The sequence below is a fragment of the Streptomyces sp. NPDC000878 genome (genome assembly GCF_053599695.1).
Genome location: NZ_JBSFMT010000001.1, coordinates 363859 through 378161, shown reverse-complemented (window position 1 = coordinate 378161; position 14303 = coordinate 363859). Strand labels below are relative to the sequence as shown.

At 70.4% G+C, this 14303-nt stretch carries 16 protein-coding genes; 6 read left to right on the top strand and 10 right to left on the bottom strand.

Translation table 11 applies throughout. The features are described from left to right. Positions 1 to 222: 222 nt before the first annotated feature. On the bottom strand, positions 223 to 1953 hold the full coding sequence (locus ACWDR4_RS01580) for a DAK2 domain-containing protein (protein WP_450402428.1): 1731 nt from the start codon (positions 1951 to 1953) through the stop codon (positions 223 to 225). A 276-nt stretch (positions 1954 to 2229) separates the two neighbouring features. On the opposite strand from ACWDR4_RS01580, the gene rpmB reads away from it, so the two are divergent. Next, positions 2230 to 2415 (top strand): 50S ribosomal protein L28, encoded by a 186-nt coding sequence (gene rpmB, locus ACWDR4_RS01575; protein WP_450402425.1) that lies wholly within the window; start codon positions 2230 to 2232, stop codon positions 2413 to 2415. Between the two features lie 87 nt (positions 2416 to 2502). Here rpmB and thiD read toward each other — a convergent pair whose 3' ends face one another. Both thiD and ACWDR4_RS01565 read right to left on the bottom strand, forming a co-directional pair. After that, positions 2503 to 3288 carry a bifunctional hydroxymethylpyrimidine kinase/phosphomethylpyrimidine kinase gene (thiD, locus tag ACWDR4_RS01570; protein WP_450402528.1) on the bottom strand — a complete coding sequence of 262 codons (786 nt, stop codon included), beginning with the start codon at positions 3286 to 3288 and terminating at the stop codon, positions 2503 to 2505. A 17-nt stretch (positions 3289 to 3305) separates the two neighbouring features. Next, positions 3306 to 4271 carry a thiamine-phosphate kinase gene (locus ACWDR4_RS01565; protein ID WP_450402423.1) on the bottom strand — a complete coding sequence of 322 codons (966 nt, stop codon included), beginning with the start codon at positions 4269 to 4271 and terminating at the stop codon, positions 3306 to 3308. Between the two features lie 230 nt (positions 4272 to 4501). Between ACWDR4_RS01565 and ACWDR4_RS01560 the strand changes: the two genes are divergently transcribed. Next, positions 4502 to 4735, top strand: a complete 234-nt coding sequence (locus tag ACWDR4_RS01560) for an Lrp/AsnC family transcriptional regulator (RefSeq protein WP_019068732.1) — start codon at positions 4502 to 4504, stop codon at positions 4733 to 4735. A gap of 20 nt (positions 4736 to 4755) precedes the next feature. Next, positions 4756 to 5259, top strand: a complete 504-nt coding sequence (locus tag ACWDR4_RS01555) for a DUF3515 domain-containing protein (protein WP_450402420.1) — start codon at positions 4756 to 4758, stop codon at positions 5257 to 5259. Between the two features lie 83 nt (positions 5260 to 5342). Here ACWDR4_RS01555 and ACWDR4_RS01550 read toward each other — a convergent pair whose 3' ends face one another. The 3 genes from ACWDR4_RS01550 to ACWDR4_RS01540 are packed head-to-tail and all read right to left on the bottom strand — an operon-like array spanning position 5343 to position 8415. Further along, entirely contained in the window at positions 5343 to 6500 is a 1158-nt protein-coding gene (locus tag ACWDR4_RS01550; protein WP_450402418.1) for a D-alanine--D-alanine ligase family protein, read from the bottom strand. 59 nt (positions 6501 to 6559) lie between these two features. Continuing rightward, positions 6560 to 7570, bottom strand: coding sequence for an NAD(P)H-dependent glycerol-3-phosphate dehydrogenase (locus ACWDR4_RS01545; RefSeq protein ID WP_450402416.1), 1011 nt, complete (start codon positions 7568 to 7570; stop codon positions 6560 to 6562). Further along, entirely contained in the window at positions 7567 to 8415 is an 849-nt protein-coding gene (locus ACWDR4_RS01540) for a lysophospholipid acyltransferase family protein (RefSeq protein ID WP_450402413.1), read from the bottom strand. The genes ACWDR4_RS01545 and ACWDR4_RS01540 overlap by 4 nt, the downstream gene beginning before the upstream one ends. A gap of 215 nt (positions 8416 to 8630) precedes the next feature. On the opposite strand from ACWDR4_RS01540, the gene cofC reads away from it, so the two are divergent. Both cofC and ACWDR4_RS01530 read left to right on the top strand, forming a co-directional pair. Then, positions 8631 to 9269 carry a 2-phospho-L-lactate guanylyltransferase gene (cofC, locus tag ACWDR4_RS01535; protein ID WP_450402410.1) on the top strand — a complete coding sequence of 213 codons (639 nt, stop codon included), beginning with the start codon at positions 8631 to 8633 and terminating at the stop codon, positions 9267 to 9269. A 9-nt stretch (positions 9270 to 9278) separates the two neighbouring features. Next, positions 9279 to 9500 (top strand): hypothetical protein, encoded by a 222-nt coding sequence (locus tag ACWDR4_RS01530; protein WP_450402407.1) that lies wholly within the window; start codon positions 9279 to 9281, stop codon positions 9498 to 9500. 194 nt (positions 9501 to 9694) lie between these two features. Here the strand turns inward: ACWDR4_RS01530 and ACWDR4_RS01525 are convergent, their stop codons facing one another. The 4 genes from ACWDR4_RS01525 to leuC all read right to left on the bottom strand — a co-directional run bounded on the left by ACWDR4_RS01525 (position 9695) and on the right by leuC (position 13017). After that, positions 9695 to 10339, bottom strand: coding sequence for an HU family DNA-binding protein (locus tag ACWDR4_RS01525; protein WP_450402404.1), 645 nt, complete (start codon positions 10337 to 10339; stop codon positions 9695 to 9697). A gap of 138 nt (positions 10340 to 10477) precedes the next feature. Next, positions 10478 to 10708, bottom strand: a complete 231-nt coding sequence (locus tag ACWDR4_RS01520; RefSeq protein WP_450402403.1) for an SCO5555 family protein — start codon at positions 10706 to 10708, stop codon at positions 10478 to 10480. A gap of 278 nt (positions 10709 to 10986) precedes the next feature. Further along, positions 10987 to 11580, bottom strand: a complete 594-nt coding sequence (gene leuD, locus ACWDR4_RS01515; protein WP_450402400.1) for a 3-isopropylmalate dehydratase small subunit — start codon at positions 11578 to 11580, stop codon at positions 10987 to 10989. Positions 11581 to 11586: 6 nt separating this feature from the next. Next, positions 11587 to 13017, bottom strand: a complete 1431-nt coding sequence (gene leuC, locus ACWDR4_RS01510) for a 3-isopropylmalate dehydratase large subunit (RefSeq protein WP_450402398.1) — start codon at positions 13015 to 13017, stop codon at positions 11587 to 11589. A gap of 195 nt (positions 13018 to 13212) precedes the next feature. On the opposite strand from leuC, the gene ndgR reads away from it, so the two are divergent. Further along, entirely contained in the window at positions 13213 to 13929 is a 717-nt protein-coding gene (ndgR, locus tag ACWDR4_RS01505) for an IclR family transcriptional regulator NdgR (RefSeq protein ID WP_055524291.1), read from the top strand. Positions 13930 to 14303: the final 374 nt, after the last annotated feature.

The window sequence follows — 14303 nt, the reverse complement described above, 5'->3', positions numbered from 1 at the left end:
CCGCCGCCCCTACCCGTCCCATCCTTCTGGGGGCTGCGCCCCCAGCCCCCCCCTTTCGCGCTGAACGCGCTCGTCCTCAAACGCCGGACGGGCTGACTAACCCAGCCCGTCCGGCGATTGAGGACAAGGCCCGTTCAGGGCCGGCGCGGGGGTTCGGGGGCGCAGCCCCCGAGGGATGGGAACGGGTAAGGGCGGCGGGGGCGAAACAAAGCCTCCCCTCGCTCACTCCACCCCGATGAGCAGCAACGCCCCCTGCCGACCGCCCCGGTACACCACCGTGTCCACGGCCAGGTACCCCTCCCGGACCCTCGCCTCCAGGTGCCCCGCGATCGCCTCCGGTGCCTCGTCCCCCAGGACGAGGGTGACCATCTCGCCGCCCGCCTGGAGCATGCGGTCGATCACCGCCTCCGCGGTGGCCGTGACGTCCGAGCCGATCACGGCGACGTCGCCGTCGATGAGGCCGAGGACGTCGCCGGTCTGGCAGATCCCCGCCATCGTCCAGGACTGGCGTTCCGCGACGGCGAGTTCGGCGTACCGGGTCGCACCGGCCGCCGAGGTCATCGCGACGACGTCCTCGTCGAACCGGCGTTCCGGTTCGTGCACGGCGAGCGCGGCGATGCCCTGGACCGCCGAGCGGGTCGGGATCAGGGCGACCCGGATGCCCTCCGTGCGGGCCTGTTCGGCGGCTGCGGCGGCGGTGTGGCGCAGGTCGGCGTCATTGGGCAGCAGCACCACCTCGCGCGCGTGGGCCCGCCGTACGGCCTCCACAAGCTCCCCGCTCGCGGGTGGCTCGCCGGGCCGCGCGAGCACGATGGTGGCGCCGGCCTCGCCGTACAGCCCGGCCAGCCCCTCCCCCGGCACGACGGCCACGACCGCTCGCTGCACCCGCTCCCGGGGTGGTCGTCCGGCGCCCCCGGTGTGTACGTCGCCGACCCCGAAGTGCGTGATCCGGATCCGGTAGGGCCGCCCCGCCTCGACGCCCGCCTCCACAGCGGCACCGGCGTCGTCGACATGGACGTGGACGTTCCACAGCCCGTCACCGCCGACCACCACGAGGGAGTCCCCGAGCCGGTCGAGCCGCTCCCGGAGGCGCCCGACGGCCGCGTCCTCGGCCTCCAGCAGGTAGATGACCTCGAAGGCGGGACCGGAGGCGCCGTCATCCCCGTCCGCCCCGTCCGCACAGTCGGCCGGCGTCTCAGGGGCGTCGAACCGAACCGGCACGCGCACGCGTACCGCCCCCGCACCCCCAGGCGCCTCCCCCTTGAACGTCTCCACCAGCGCCCCGAGCACCGCCACCAGCCCCCGCCCGCCCGCGTCGACGACGCCCGCGCGCCCCAGGACGGCCAGCTGCCCCGGGGTCGCGGCCAACGCGGCCGAGGCACCCTCGTACGCGGCTCTGGCCACCGTCCCGCAGTCGCCCTCCGCCTCCGTCGCGGCGTCGGCGGCGGCCGAGGCGACCGTGAGGACCGTGCCCTCGACCGGGTGGGCCACGGCCTCCCGGGCGGCGTCGGCCGCGTGCCGCAGAGCCAGGCACAGGCCGGGGCCGTCGATGTGAGCGCTCTCACCGCCCGCCTCGCCGCCTGCCTCACCGTCCGCGTCGGTGGCCAGCACCTGGGCCATGCCGCGCAGCAGCTGCGCCAGGATCGTGCCGGAGTTGCCGCGCGCCCCTATCAGCGCGCCGTGGGCCATCGCCCAGGCCGCGTCGGCCAGCGTGGGAGCCCCGGAGGGACCGCTCGCGCCCACCCCCGCCTCGTGTCCGGCGAACGCCGCCTCCACCGCCGCGTACGCCGACTCCAGCGTCAGATACAGGTTGGTGCCGGTGTCGCCGTCGGCCACCGGGTAGACATTGATCGCGTCGATCTCCTCGCGCGCCCGCCCCAGCGCGGCCAGCGCGAGTCCGCACCAGGTGCGGACCGCGAGAGCATCGAAGAATGTCTGCGGCACCTGCGGCACCTGTGCCTCCTTGAGCTGCTGGACGTGGCACGCAGCGTAGACCCCGGGTGAATGCCGGGTGGCCCGGGGCGGGAGCGAGGCCCTGATCAGCCATGGTAGTTTCGTTGTACTGGCGCAGTCGTTGTATGCTGCTCCGGTTGCCCGATCGAGACGGCCATCCCAGATGGTCTTCGCACATCGGGCCTTCTCCCTGGCACCGCCACTCAGATCCTACGATCCTGATCCAGGCATGCCGGGATCAACCCGTAAGAGCATCTGAAGTCTTTGGAGTGACCCGTGGCTGCCAACTGCGACGTCTGCGGCAAGGGGCCGGGCTTCGGCAACGCCATCTCGCACTCGCACCGCCGTACCCCCCGTCGCTGGAACCCGAACATCCAGCGCGTACGTACCGTGGTCAGTGGGACGCCGAAGCGCGTGAACGCTTGCACCTCGTGCATCAAGGCCGGCAAGGTCTCGCGCTGACGCTCAGCTAGCGCGCGGCCACTGCTGGTTCGCTGCTCAGAGCCGGTCCACCTCGGTGGACCGGCTTTTTGCCGTACCCCAGCGCAACTACGCCCGGAAACGCCACCCGTGGTCCACCGGCCCGATCCCGCCCCCCAGCGCGAACCCGGCCGCGATCGCCCCGGTGACGTACTCCTTCGCCGCCGTCACCGCCACCGGCACCGACTCCCCCTTCGCCAGCCCCGACGCGATCGCCGACGCCAGCGTGCAGCCGGTGCCGTGTGTATGCCGGTTGTCGTGGCGCGGGGCCCGCAGCCAGTGTTCCTCGGAGCCGTCCGTGAGCAGGTCCACGGCCTCGCCGGGCAGATGTCCGCCCTTGATCAGCGCCCACTTCGGCCCGTACGCCAGCACGGCCGCCGCGGCCTCGCGCAACTGACCTTCCGATTCGACCCGTACGCCCGTGAGCTGGGCCACCTCGTCGAGGTTCGGCGTCGCCACGGTCGCCACCGGCAGCAGTTTCGTCCGTACGGAATCCAGTGCGGAGGCGGCCAGCAGCGGGTCCCCGTGTTTGGAGACGCCCACCGGGTCGACGACCGTCGGCACGCCCGTCGCCGCGATCAACTCGGCGACCGCCTCGACCAGTTCGGCCGAGGCGAGCATCCCGGTCTTGACCGCCTGTACGCCGATGTCGTCGACGACGCTGCGGTACTGGGCCCGCACCGCCTCCACCGGCAGCTCCCAAGCGCCCTGTACGCCGAGGGAGTTCTGCGCGGTGACCGCCGTGAGCACGCTCATGCCGTGCACGCCGAGGGCCAGCATCGTCTTCAGGTCGGCCTGGATTCCGGCGCCGCCGCCGGAGTCGGAGCCCGCGACCGTCAGCACGCGCGGAGGCACTGTCACGAGAGGCACGGTCACGACTCGATGTCCGCGAAGTGGTCCCAGCCGCCCTTGCTGGTCCAGGGGGCCCCGTCGACCGTCACCTGGGGCAGCGCGGAGGGGTTGAGGACCTCGCCGATCACCTTCCAGCGGGCCGGCAGCTTCACGTCCGGCGGGAAGGTCGCCACGATCGCGTGGTCCTCGCCGCCGGTGAGCACCCACTGCATGGGGTCGACGCCGACGGCCTGCCCGATGTCGTTCATCTGGGAGGGGATGTCGATCGCGCCCGAGCGGATGTCGATCCGGACCTTGCTGGCCTCGGCGATGTGCCCGAGGTCGGCGATCAGCCCGTCGCTCACGTCGCACATCGCGGTCGCGCCGAGGCCGGCCGCCGCCGGGCCCGCGTGGTACGGCGGTTCGGGGCGGCGGTGGGCCTCGACGAAGGCGCGCGGCGAGCGGAAGCCGCGCGAGAGCACCGCGTGCCCGGCCGCCGACCAGCCCAGCCAGCCGGTCACGGCGACGACGTCACCGGGCCGGGCGCCGCCCCTGATGACCGGCTCGTGGTTGCGCAGATCGCCGAGCGCGGTGATGGAGACCATGATCGTGTCCCCTCGTACGACATCACCGCCCACCACGGCCGCGCCCGCGACCTGGCACTCGTCACGCAGACCGTCCATCAGTTCGACGGGCCAGGTGACCGGAAGATCGGCGGGGACGACCAGGCCGAGCAGCAGTGCGGTCGGTACGGCGCCCATGGCGGCGATGTCCGCGAGGTTCTGGGCAGCTGCCTTGCGGCCCACGTCGTACGCGGTGGACCAGTCGCGGCGGAAGTGCCGCCCCTCCAGGAGGATGTCGGTGCTCGCCACGACCCTGCGGTCGGGCGCGGCGACCACGGCGGCGTCGTCGCCGGGGCCGACCCGGACCGCCGGGGTGGTGGTGAGCCGGGAGGTCAGCTCCCTGATGAGCCCGAACTCCCCCAGCTCTCCCACAGTGCCCTTCATAGACGTACGTCCCCTTCTGGTGCTGTCCCCGTTGCTGTCCGTGTTGCCGTCCGTGCCCGGTCGCGAGGCCCCGTCGGCCTCGGTACGGTCGAGGTGACCGTCAACCTGTGCTTCGTGCGCACCCCGGCGCGGGTGCCCCGGCCGCCGCGGGTCTCCCCCTGGCGCGCGGCGACGCGATACCGTGGCGTTCCTTTTCCCCACATGATCCTCGTGGCCGCCCTGGAGGTTCCGTGGTACAGGCGTACATCCTGATCCAGACGGAGGTCGGCAAAGCGTCGACCGTCGCCGACACGATCAGCAAGATCCCGGGGGTGATCCAGGCCGAGGACGTGACAGGACCGTACGACGTGATTGTGCGCGCCCAGGCCGACACAGTGGACGACCTCGGCCGCATGGTGGTCGCGAAGGTCCAGCAAGTGGACGGCATCACCCGCACGCTGACCTGCCCGGTGGTGCACTTGTAGCCCCCGTCTACCCTGTGCCGGTGCGCTTCTTCTTCCGTCACCGGCCGCTCGCTCTGCCCGTGCTCGCCGTGTTGATCGTCGTCACGGGCTGCTCCTCAGCAGACGACAGCGCCTCGGTCACGGTTCCCGAGCCGGACGGGAAGGCCACGAAGCTGTGCCGGAACCTGGACGAGGCGCTGCCGGCGAAGGTGGACGGGCTTGACCGGGACGACCCCGAGCCCCGGTCCGCACTGACCGCGGGCTGGGGCAGCCCGGCGATCATACTGCGCTGCGGTGTCGTGAGGCCGCCCAAGATGACCGACCCCAAGGTCGCCACCGGGGCGGATCCTGATGCGGTGGGGGGTGAGGTGAACGGGGTCGGGTGGCTGATGGAGAAACGGGACGACGGGTCGTCCCGGTTCACTACGTCCTCGCGGCTTGCGTATGTGGAGGTGACTGTTCCGTCGGGGCGGGACACCTCGGGGGCGCTTGTTGATCTGGCTGCCGCTATTAAGAAGACGGTTCCTGTGGGGATTGCCGACTAGGCGCCATCTTTGACCTGTTGCGTTGTCGGGTGCGGGTCCGTCGTGGCTTGTCGCGCAGTTCCCCGCGCCCCTGAAGGGGCGCTCTACCTCAGGCCCGTTGACCTGCGCAGGGCCGCCTGCACCAGGCGATCCACCAGTTCGGGGTAGTCCACTCCCGTCGCCTCCCACATCCTCGGGTACATGGAGATCGGGGTGAAGCCCGGCATCGTGTTGATTTCGTTGATGACGAACTCGCCGTCCTCCGTGAGGAAGAAGTCCGCGCGGACGAGGCCCTCGCAGGATGCCGCGTCGAAGGCCTCCACCGCGAGGCGGCGCACCTCCGCGGTCTGGTCCTCGGTGAGGGGGGCGGGGACGATTCCGTCGGCCGCGTCGATGTACTTGGCCTCGAAGTCGTAGAAGGCGTGCGCCTGTACGGGCGGGATCTCGGCGGGTACGGAGGCACGCGGGCCGTCCTCGAACTCCAGCACCCCGCACTCGATCTCGCGCCCGCGCAGCGCGGCCTCCACGATGATCTTCGGGTCGTGGCGCTGGGCCTCGGCGATCGCCTCGTCGAGGCCGCTCAGTTCGTCGACCTTGGTGATGCCGAACGACGATCCCGCGCGCGCGGGTTTCACGAACAGCGGCCAGCCGTGCTCGCCGGCGAAGTCGATGATCTTCTTGCGGGCGGCCGACTCGTCGCGCTCCCACTCACGCGGCCGGATCACCACGTACGGACCGACCTTGAGGCCGAACGACGTGAACACCCGCTTCATGTACTCCTTGTCCTGGCCGACGGCCGAGGCGAGCACGCCCGCGCCGACGTACGGGACACCGGAGAGTTCCAGCAGACCCTGGAGGGTGCCGTCCTCGCCGTACGGGCCGTGCAGCACGGGGAAGACGACGTCCACCTCGCCGAGGGCCTTGGGCACCGATCCCGGTTCGCTGTAGACGACTTCGCGGTTCGCGGGGTCGACGGGGAGGACCACGCCGCCCTCGCGCGACTCGGCGAGTTCGTCCACGTTGGGCGCCTTGCGGTCGACGATCGCCATGCGCTCCGGTTCGTCCGCGGTGAGCGCCCAGCGGCCGTCCTGGGTGATGCCGATCGGCAGGACGTCGTACTTCGTCCGGTCGATGGCACGCAGCACGGCGCCGGCGGTGACCACGGAGATCCCGTGTTCGGAGCTGCGCCCGCCGAAGACGACGGCCACGCGCGGCTTGCGGGACGGCTGCTCGGGGCTCTGGGGGAGGTTCTCGGTGCTCATATCGCGTTGAGAGTACCCGGTGGTAGGGCGCTGAGTCAGCGCCCACAGACCCCTGTTGCTCAGCGTCGTTCGGGCTTGGCGCTGCGCGACATCAGTTCCTTCAGGGCGACGACGGGCGGCTTGCCCTCGTGCACGATGCCGACGACCGTCTCCGTGATCGGCATGTCGACGCCGTGCCTGCGGGCCAGATCCAGCACGCTCTCACAGGACTTGACGCCCTCGGCGGTCTGCTTGGTGACCGCGATGGTCTCCTGGAGGGTCATGCCCTTGCCGAGGTTGGTGCCGAAGGTGTGGTTGCGGGACAGGGGCGAGGAGCAGGTCGCCACCAGGTCGCCCAGGCCCGCGAGTCCGGAGAAGGTGAGCGGGTCGGCGCCCATCGCGAGGCCGAGGCGGGTGGTCTCGGCGAGGCCACGCGTGATGAGCGAGCCCTTCGCGTTGTCGCCGAGGCCCATGCCGTCGGCGATTCCGACGGCGAGGCCGATCACGTTCTTGACGGCGCCGCCCAGTTCGCAGCCGACGACGTCGGTGTTGGTGTACGGGCGGAAGTACGGGGTGTGGCAGACGGTCTGGAGGCGCTGGGCCACGGCGTCGTCCGTACAGGCGACCACGGCGGCGGCCGGCATCCGGGCGGCGATCTCCCGGGCGAGGTTGGGGCCCGTGACGACCGCGATCCGGTCCTGGCCGACCTTCGCGACGTCCTCGATGACCTCGCTCATCCGCATCGCGGAGCCGAGTTCGACACCCTTCATGAGGGAGACGAGGACCGTGTCGGGGGCGAGCAGCGGCGTCCACTCGGCGAGGTTCCCGCGCAGGGTCTGCGAGGGGATGCTGAGTATCGTGAAGTCGGCGTCGCGGGCGGCTTGTGCGGGGTCGGTGGTGGCGCGGAGGTTCTCCGGGAGTTCGACACCGGGGAAGTAGTCCGGGTTCGTACGCGTGGAGTTGATCGCCTCGGCGAGTTCGGGGCGACGGGCCCACAGGGTCACCTCGCAGCCGGCGTCGGCGAGCACCATGCCGAAGGCGGTCCCCCACGATCCCGCGCTGAACACCGCCGCCTTGACCGGCTCGCTCACTTGCCCTGCCCCTCTTCCTGAACTTCCCGTGCCTGTGCTGCTTCCGGTACCGCTTTCAAGGCGTCCAGCGCGTGCTGGGCGTCCCGTGCGTCCTGCGCGTCCTGTGCCTCTTCCGCGGCGGTGCGGCGGCGCTGCTCGATCCGCTCCTGGCGCGGGTCGTACGGCGTCTTCGGCGCCTTCTCGCCACGGATGTCCTCCAGCTGGCGGGTGACCGCGGCCATGATGACCTCCGTCGCCTCCTTCAGGAGGTCGGGGCTCATCTCCTTGTCGTAGAACCGCGTCAGGTCCACGGGCGGGCCCGCGAGGACGTGGTGGGTCTTGCGCGGAAGGGCGTTGAGCTTTCCGGCGTACGGCGGCAGCAGTTCGTTCGCGCCCCACTGGGCCACCGGGATCACCGGGCACTTGGTCTGCAGGGCGACCCGGGCGGCGCCGGTCTTGCCGGTCATGGGCCACTGGTCCGGGTCACGGGTGATGGTGCCCTCGGGATAGAAGACGACACACTCACCGCGCTCCACGGCGTCGATCGCGGCGCGAAAGGCGCTCAGCGCGTCGGTGGTCTCGCGGTACACGGGGATCTGTCCGGTACCGCGCATCATGGTGCCGACGAATCCCTTCTTGAAAAGCCCGCTCTTCGCCAGAAAACGCGGAACACGGCCGCTGTTGTACTGGTAGTGCGCGTAGGCGAAGGGGTCGGCGTGGGAATTGTGGTTCACCGCGGTGATAAATCCGCCCGCCGCCGGAATGTTCTCCATTCCGCGCCAGTCCCGCTTGATCAGAACCACCAGCGGCGGTTTGCAGATGACCGCAGCAAGGCGGTACCAGAAGCCGATTCTGCGGCGGGGCACGCGGACACCTTCCTCTAGGGCCTGGGCCAGGACCTCCGGCCGGTTGACCTGGGGGCCGCACAAGTGTCGCCCCAGGCTTCCGGTCTGTCGAGAACACCGTACGCCCCGGCACCGACACCGCCGGATGGGCTTTGATGACAGCCAGGTGACAATGGATGCGACCGGGAGAGCGCCGGGTGAGCAGCCGGGGTGGGCGAGGGAGGTACGGAACGCTCGTGCAGTGGACAGTGGTCATACCCCTCAAGCCCCTGGCGCGGGCCAAGAGCAGGCTCGCGGACACCGCCCACGACGGGCTCCGCCCCGGTCTGGCCCTGGCCTTCGCGCAGGACACGGTGGCAGCGGTGCTCGCCTGTACGGCGGTCCGCGATGTGGCGGTCGTCACGGACGACGCCCTCGCCGCGCGCGAGCTGGCGGCGCTGGGCGCCTCGATCGTCCCCGACGAGCCCCTGGGCGGCCTGAACGCCGCTCTGACGCACGGAGCGGCGGTCGTACGTACGAGGCGGCCGGACAGTCCCGTAGCAGCCCTGAACGCCGATCTGCCGGCACTGCGCCCCCTGGAACTGGCCCGGGTCCTGGACGCCGCCGCCGAATTCCCGCGCGCTTTTCTCGCGGACGCGGCCACCGTCGGCACCACTCTGCTCACCGCGAGGACCGGCCAGGAATTGTCTCCGCATTTCGGCCCGCATTCCCGGACCCGCCATCGCGACTCCGGCGCCGTGGAAATCGGACTCACGACGGTGAATTCCGTACGCCAGGACGTGGACACCGGCGACGATCTGCGGGCGGCGCTCGCCCTGGGGGTGGGGGCGCGGACGGCGGCCGTGGTCGAAGGGCTGCTGATCGCGGGCCAGTAGGCTGCCGCCATGCAGGCGACCGCGTACACGTACGACGCCGAGACGCGCAGCGGCAGTGTGCTGCTCGACGACGGCACCCCCGTCCCCTTCGACGCGCCGGCGTTCGACGCGGGCGGGCTGAGGCTGCTGCGACCCGGGCAGCGGGTGCGCATCGAGGTCGAGGAGACCGAGGGAGCGACAGGGGTCGCGGACGGCCCCCGGATCACACTTGTCACCCTGCAGACCTTCTGAGCGGTCCCTGATGAAGTCGGGGCCGCGACAGCACCCCCTCAGGGGCGCGGGGCTGTATCGATCTGCGGCTCCGCCGCGGGGCGCGACAAGCCCCCACCGGCCTGCGGCGAAAAACGAACCGCGCACCCCCTGAACACGCCGCGGGCCGGACTCCCCGAGGGAGTCCGGCCCGGCGCGTGAGTGCCCTCGCGCCCCTACTTGCTGCGGGCGGTGGCCTTCTTGGCGGTGGTGGTGCGGGCCGCCGTCTTGCGGGCGGGGGCCTTCTTGGCCGTCGCCTTCTTGGCCGGGGCCTTCTTCGCGGCGGTCTTCTTCGCCGTGGCCGTGGTCTTCTTGGCCGCCGCGGACTTCGCGGTGGTCTTCTTGGCCGTGGTCTTCTTCGCCGTGGCCGTCGTCTTCTTGGCCGGCGCCGCCTTCTTGGCGACGGTCTTCTTGGCCGCCGTCGCCCGCTTGGCGGTCGTGGCCTTCTTCGCCACGGCCTTCTTGACCGTTGCGGCAGCACCGCCGCCGGTCAGGCTGCCCTTGGGCGCCTTCTTGACCGCGACCTCGCCACCACGCGGGAGCTTCTTCGAGCCGCTCACCAGGTCCTTGAAGCCCTGGCCCGCACGGAAGCGGGGGACGGAGGTCTTCTTGACCCGAACCCGCTCGCCCGTCTGCGGGTTGCGGGCGTAACGGGCCGGACGGTCGACCTTCTCGAAGGAACCGAAGCCGGTGACCGACACCCGGTCCCCGCTGACCGTCGCGCGGACGATGGCGTCCAGGACCGCGTCGACCGCCTCGGCGGCCTGCTGACGGCCACCGACCTTGTCCGCAATGGCTTCTACGAGCTGCGCCTTGTTCACGTCTTCCCCTTCGGAGACATTGCCAGAACGAAAGTGTTCAAGCTTTTTCGCACGTTAGGCAGATATATACCGCAAATCAAACACGAAACGGGCTAATCACCCTTGTGCCGCAACGAACTCGGGCTGTCACGGAGCTCCTCAGCGGTCCTCGTCGGGGAATCGACCCTCGTCGAGGTCCGCCGTGAAGCGTTCCAGCCGCCTTGTCGCATCGGCGAGATCGTGCTTGGCCGCGGCCGTAATGACCAGCAGCTTCCGGGTCAGCGCCATCCGTACGCCCTCCGGGACTTGCAGTGCGCGCACTCTTGTGTGCGCTTCCTTGAGTTGGGCCGCGACCGCCGAGTAGAGCTTGAGTTGGCCGTCGTGTTCCATGCACAGATTGTGCCATCTGGGGCGAGTTGTCGCCTGCTCAGGGGGCAACTGCCACCTCAAACGGCCTTCCGCGCCTGCTTCCCAGGCGCGCTGTCAAGACCCGGGTACCCAATCAACACCCTTTCTAACGTGGGGAGTTGAGAGGGCTCGGGACGGGGCGCAAGGGGGCCCGGGGGCAGAAACAGCTGTACCCCCAATCGTGGCGATCGGGGGTACAGACGGGGTGTTGCCATGGCCGAAACTCGACTTGCGAGCGGCAGCGGACCTCGGAAGGGTCCTCAGACTTTGAGCGTCCACGGCTTGTGCGAGGGTCGCTTCGCCTCGTACGAGACGATCTGGTCCTCGTTCTGCAGAGTGATGGAGATGTCGTCCAGCCCGTTCAGCAGCCGCCAACGGGCGTTCTCGTCGAGTTCGAAGGCGGCGGTGATGCCCTCGGCGCGCACCTCGCGGGCCTCCAGGTCGACGGTGATCTCGGCCTCGGGGTCGTTCTCCGTCAGTTCCTGGAGCGCGTCCACGATCTTCTGCTCCAGAACCACCGTGAGCAGGCCGTTCTTGAGCGAGTTGCCACGGAAGATGTCGGCGAAGCGCGACGAGATGACGGTCTTGAAGCCGTAGTTCTGCAGCGCCCAGACGGCGTGCTCGCGCGAGGAGCCGGTACCGAAGTCAGGGCCGGCGACCAGGACCGACGCGCCCTTGCGCTCGGGCCGGTTGAGGATGAAGTTCTCGTCCTTGCGCCAGGCCTCGAAGAGCCCGTCCTCGAAACCGTCCCGCGTGACCTTCTTGAGCCAGTGAGCAGGGATGATCTGGTCGGTGTCGACGTTGCTGCGGCGCAGCGGGACGGCCCGGCCGGTGTGCGTGGTGAATGCTTCCATGGCTGATCAGACTCCAGCGGGCGTACGGGTGTCGGCGTCGGACAGGTCGGCCGGGGAGGCCAGGTGGCCCAGTACGGCCGTCGCGGCGGCGACCTGCGGCGACACCAGGTGCGTACGGCCGCCCTTGCCCTGCCTGCCCTCGAAGTTGCGGTTGGAGGTGGACGCGGAGCGCTCACCGGGGGCCAACTGGTCCGGGTTCATGCCCAGACACATCGAGCAGCCCGCGTGCCGCCATTCGGCGCCGGCCGCCTTGAAGACCAGGTCCAGGCCCTCGGAGACGGCCTGCAGACCGACCCGCACCGAACCGGGGACGACCAGCATCCGTACGCCGTCGGCGACTTTGCGGCCCCCGACGATCTCGGCGGCGGCGCGCAGATCCTCGATACGTCCGTTGGTGCACGAACCTACGAAGACGGTGTCCACCTTGATGGAGCGCAGCGACTGCCCGGCCTCCAACCCCATGTATTCCAGGGCCTTTTCGGCGGCGAGGCGCTCCGAAGCGTCTTCGTACGAAGCCGGGTCGGGGACGGCGGCCGAAAGCGGCGCGCCCTGACCGGGGTTGGTGCCCCAGGTGACGAACGGCGAGAGCGCGGCGCCGTCGATGACGACCTCGGCGTCGAATTCCGCGTCGTCGTCGGTGCGCAGCGTCTTCCAGTACTCGACGGCCGCGTCCCAGTCGGCGCCCTCGGGCGCGTGCGGGCGGCCCTTGAGGTACTCGAAGGTGGTCTCGTCGGGGGCGATCATGCCCGCGCGGGCGCCGGCCTCGATCGACATGTTGCAGATGGTCATCCGGGCCTCCATCGAGAGCTTCTCGATGGCGGGGCCGCGGTACTCCAGGATGTAGCCCTGGCCGCCGCCCGTACCGATCTTCGCGATGATGGCGAGGATCAGGTCCTTGGCGGTGACGCCGTCGGGCAGTTCACCGTCGACCGTGATGGCCATGGTGCTGGGGCGGGCCAGCGGCAGCGTCTGGGTGGCCAGCACATGCTCGACCTGCGAGGTGCCGATGCCGAACGCCAGCGCGCCGAAGGCGCCGTGCGTGGAGGTGTGGGAGTCGCCGCAGACGACGGTGGTGCCCGGCTGGGTCAGCCCCAGCTGCGGTCCCACGACGTGGACGACGCCCTGCTCGACGTCGCCCAGCGGGTGCAGCCGCACACCGAAGTCGGCGCAGTTCTTGCGCAGCGTCTCCAGCTGGACCCGGGAGACCGGGTCGGCGATGGGCTTGTCGATGTCGAGGGTCGGGGTGTTGTGGTCCTCGGTCGCGATGGTGAGGTCGAGGCGCCGCACCTTACGGCCGTTCTGGCGCAGGCCGTCGAAGGCCTGCGGGCTGGTCACCTCGTGCAGCAGGTGCAGATCAATGAAAAGGAGGTCGGGCTCGCCCTCGGCGCGCCGGACGACATGGTCGTCCCAGACCTTCTCCGCGAGTGTCCTACCCATCGCTTTCCCTCCAGGCCGGCCCGTGCGGGCGCCGGCCCAATTAGATAGAGATCTTGTGGAGGCGACCGCCCATACCCCTCGTCCGGACATCCGCCACCGGGCCCGTTGGTCGGCGGGCCGCTGTGTCTTCCAGAGTGGCGCGTTCCACGGGAAAATGAACTTGCGTTTCACAGAGTGAGACGCGAGTATCGTTTCATGGACAACAGTAGCGGCGTCGGCGTTCTGGACAAGGCAGCCCTTGTCCTGAGCGCTCTGGAGTCCGGTCCGGCCACCCTCGCGGGACTGGTCGCGGCGACCGGACTGGCACGACCCACGGCACATCGTCTCGCCGTGGCTCTGGAACACCACCGGATGGTGGCGCGCGACATGCAGGGCCGTTTCATTCTCGGCCCCCGCCTGGCGGAACTGGCGGCGGCAGCGGGCGAGGACCGCCTCCTGGCGACCGCCGGCCCGGTGCTCACGCACGTCCGCGACCTGACGGGCGAGAGCGCGCAGCTCTACCGCCGCCAGGGCGACATGCGTATCTGCGTCGCCGCGGCCGAGCGCCTCTCGGGCCTCAGGGACACGGTCCCGGTCGGCTCGACGCTCACGATGAAGGCGGGCTCGTCGGCCCAGATCCTGATGGCGTGGGAGGAGCCGGAGCGCCTGCACCGCGGCCTCCAGGGCGCCCGCTTCACGGCGACAGCGCTGTCGGGCGTACGACGCCGGGGCTGGGCCCAGTCCATCGGCGAGCGCGAACCGGGCGTCGCGTCGGTCTCGGCCCCCGTCCGGGGCCCGTCGAACCGCGTGGTGGCGGCAGTCTCGGTCTCGGGCCCCATCGAACGCCTCACCCGCCACCCCGGCCGCATGCACGCCCAGGCAGTCATCGACGCAGCCGCCCGCCTCTCGGAGGCCCTGCGCCGCACGGGCTGAGCAAGAAGGACGTACGCCCTCGGGAGTCGGCAGGCCTCAACGCCGCGGCAGGCCGCTTCATCGAGGGCACTTCTTTGTCAGGGGCGAGGTCACCAACCCAGGGGCGCGGGGCTGTATCGATTTGCGGCTCCGCCGCGTGGGCGCGACCAGCCACAGCGGACCCGCACTCAGTACACAGCGGAACCCCTAGGGCACCGACCGATGAGCGAACCGCTCCTTGCCGGAACGCCCACGCTTCTTCACCGGCAAACACCCCATGCCCCGCAGCCAGCCCAAAGGCTGGCATACGGCTCACACGACCCCTCAGGCACCGACGTACGTCTCGTGCCACAACCGTTCCTGTGAACTGAGCGGACGTGAGCCCGTCCAGCCGC

Bases quoted from the DNA above. Each gene is read 5' to 3' on its own strand.
- ACWDR4_RS01565 (WP_450402423.1), bottom strand. From the start codon at position 4,271: ATGAAGGGCACTGTGGGAGAGCTGGGGGAGTTCGGGCTCATCAGGGAG.
- ACWDR4_RS01550 (WP_450402418.1), bottom strand. From the start codon at position 6,500: ATGAGCACCGAGAACCTCCCCCAGAGCCCCGAGCAGCCGTCCCGCAAG.
- ACWDR4_RS01530 (WP_450402407.1), top strand. From the start codon at position 9,279: ATGCAGGCGACCGCGTACACGTACGACGCCGAGACGCGCAGCGGCAGT.
- ACWDR4_RS01520 (WP_450402403.1), bottom strand. From the start codon at position 10,708: ATGGAACACGACGGCCAACTCAAGCTCTACTCGGCGGTCGCGGCCCAA.
- leuD (WP_450402400.1), bottom strand. From the start codon at position 11,580: ATGGAAGCATTCACCACGCACACCGGCCGGGCCGTCCCGCTGCGCCGC.
- leuC (WP_450402398.1), bottom strand. From the start codon at position 13,017: ATGGGTAGGACACTCGCGGAGAAGGTCTGGGACGACCATGTCGTCCGG.
- ndgR (WP_055524291.1), top strand. From the start codon at position 13,213: ATGGACAACAGTAGCGGCGTCGGCGTTCTGGACAAGGCAGCCCTTGTC.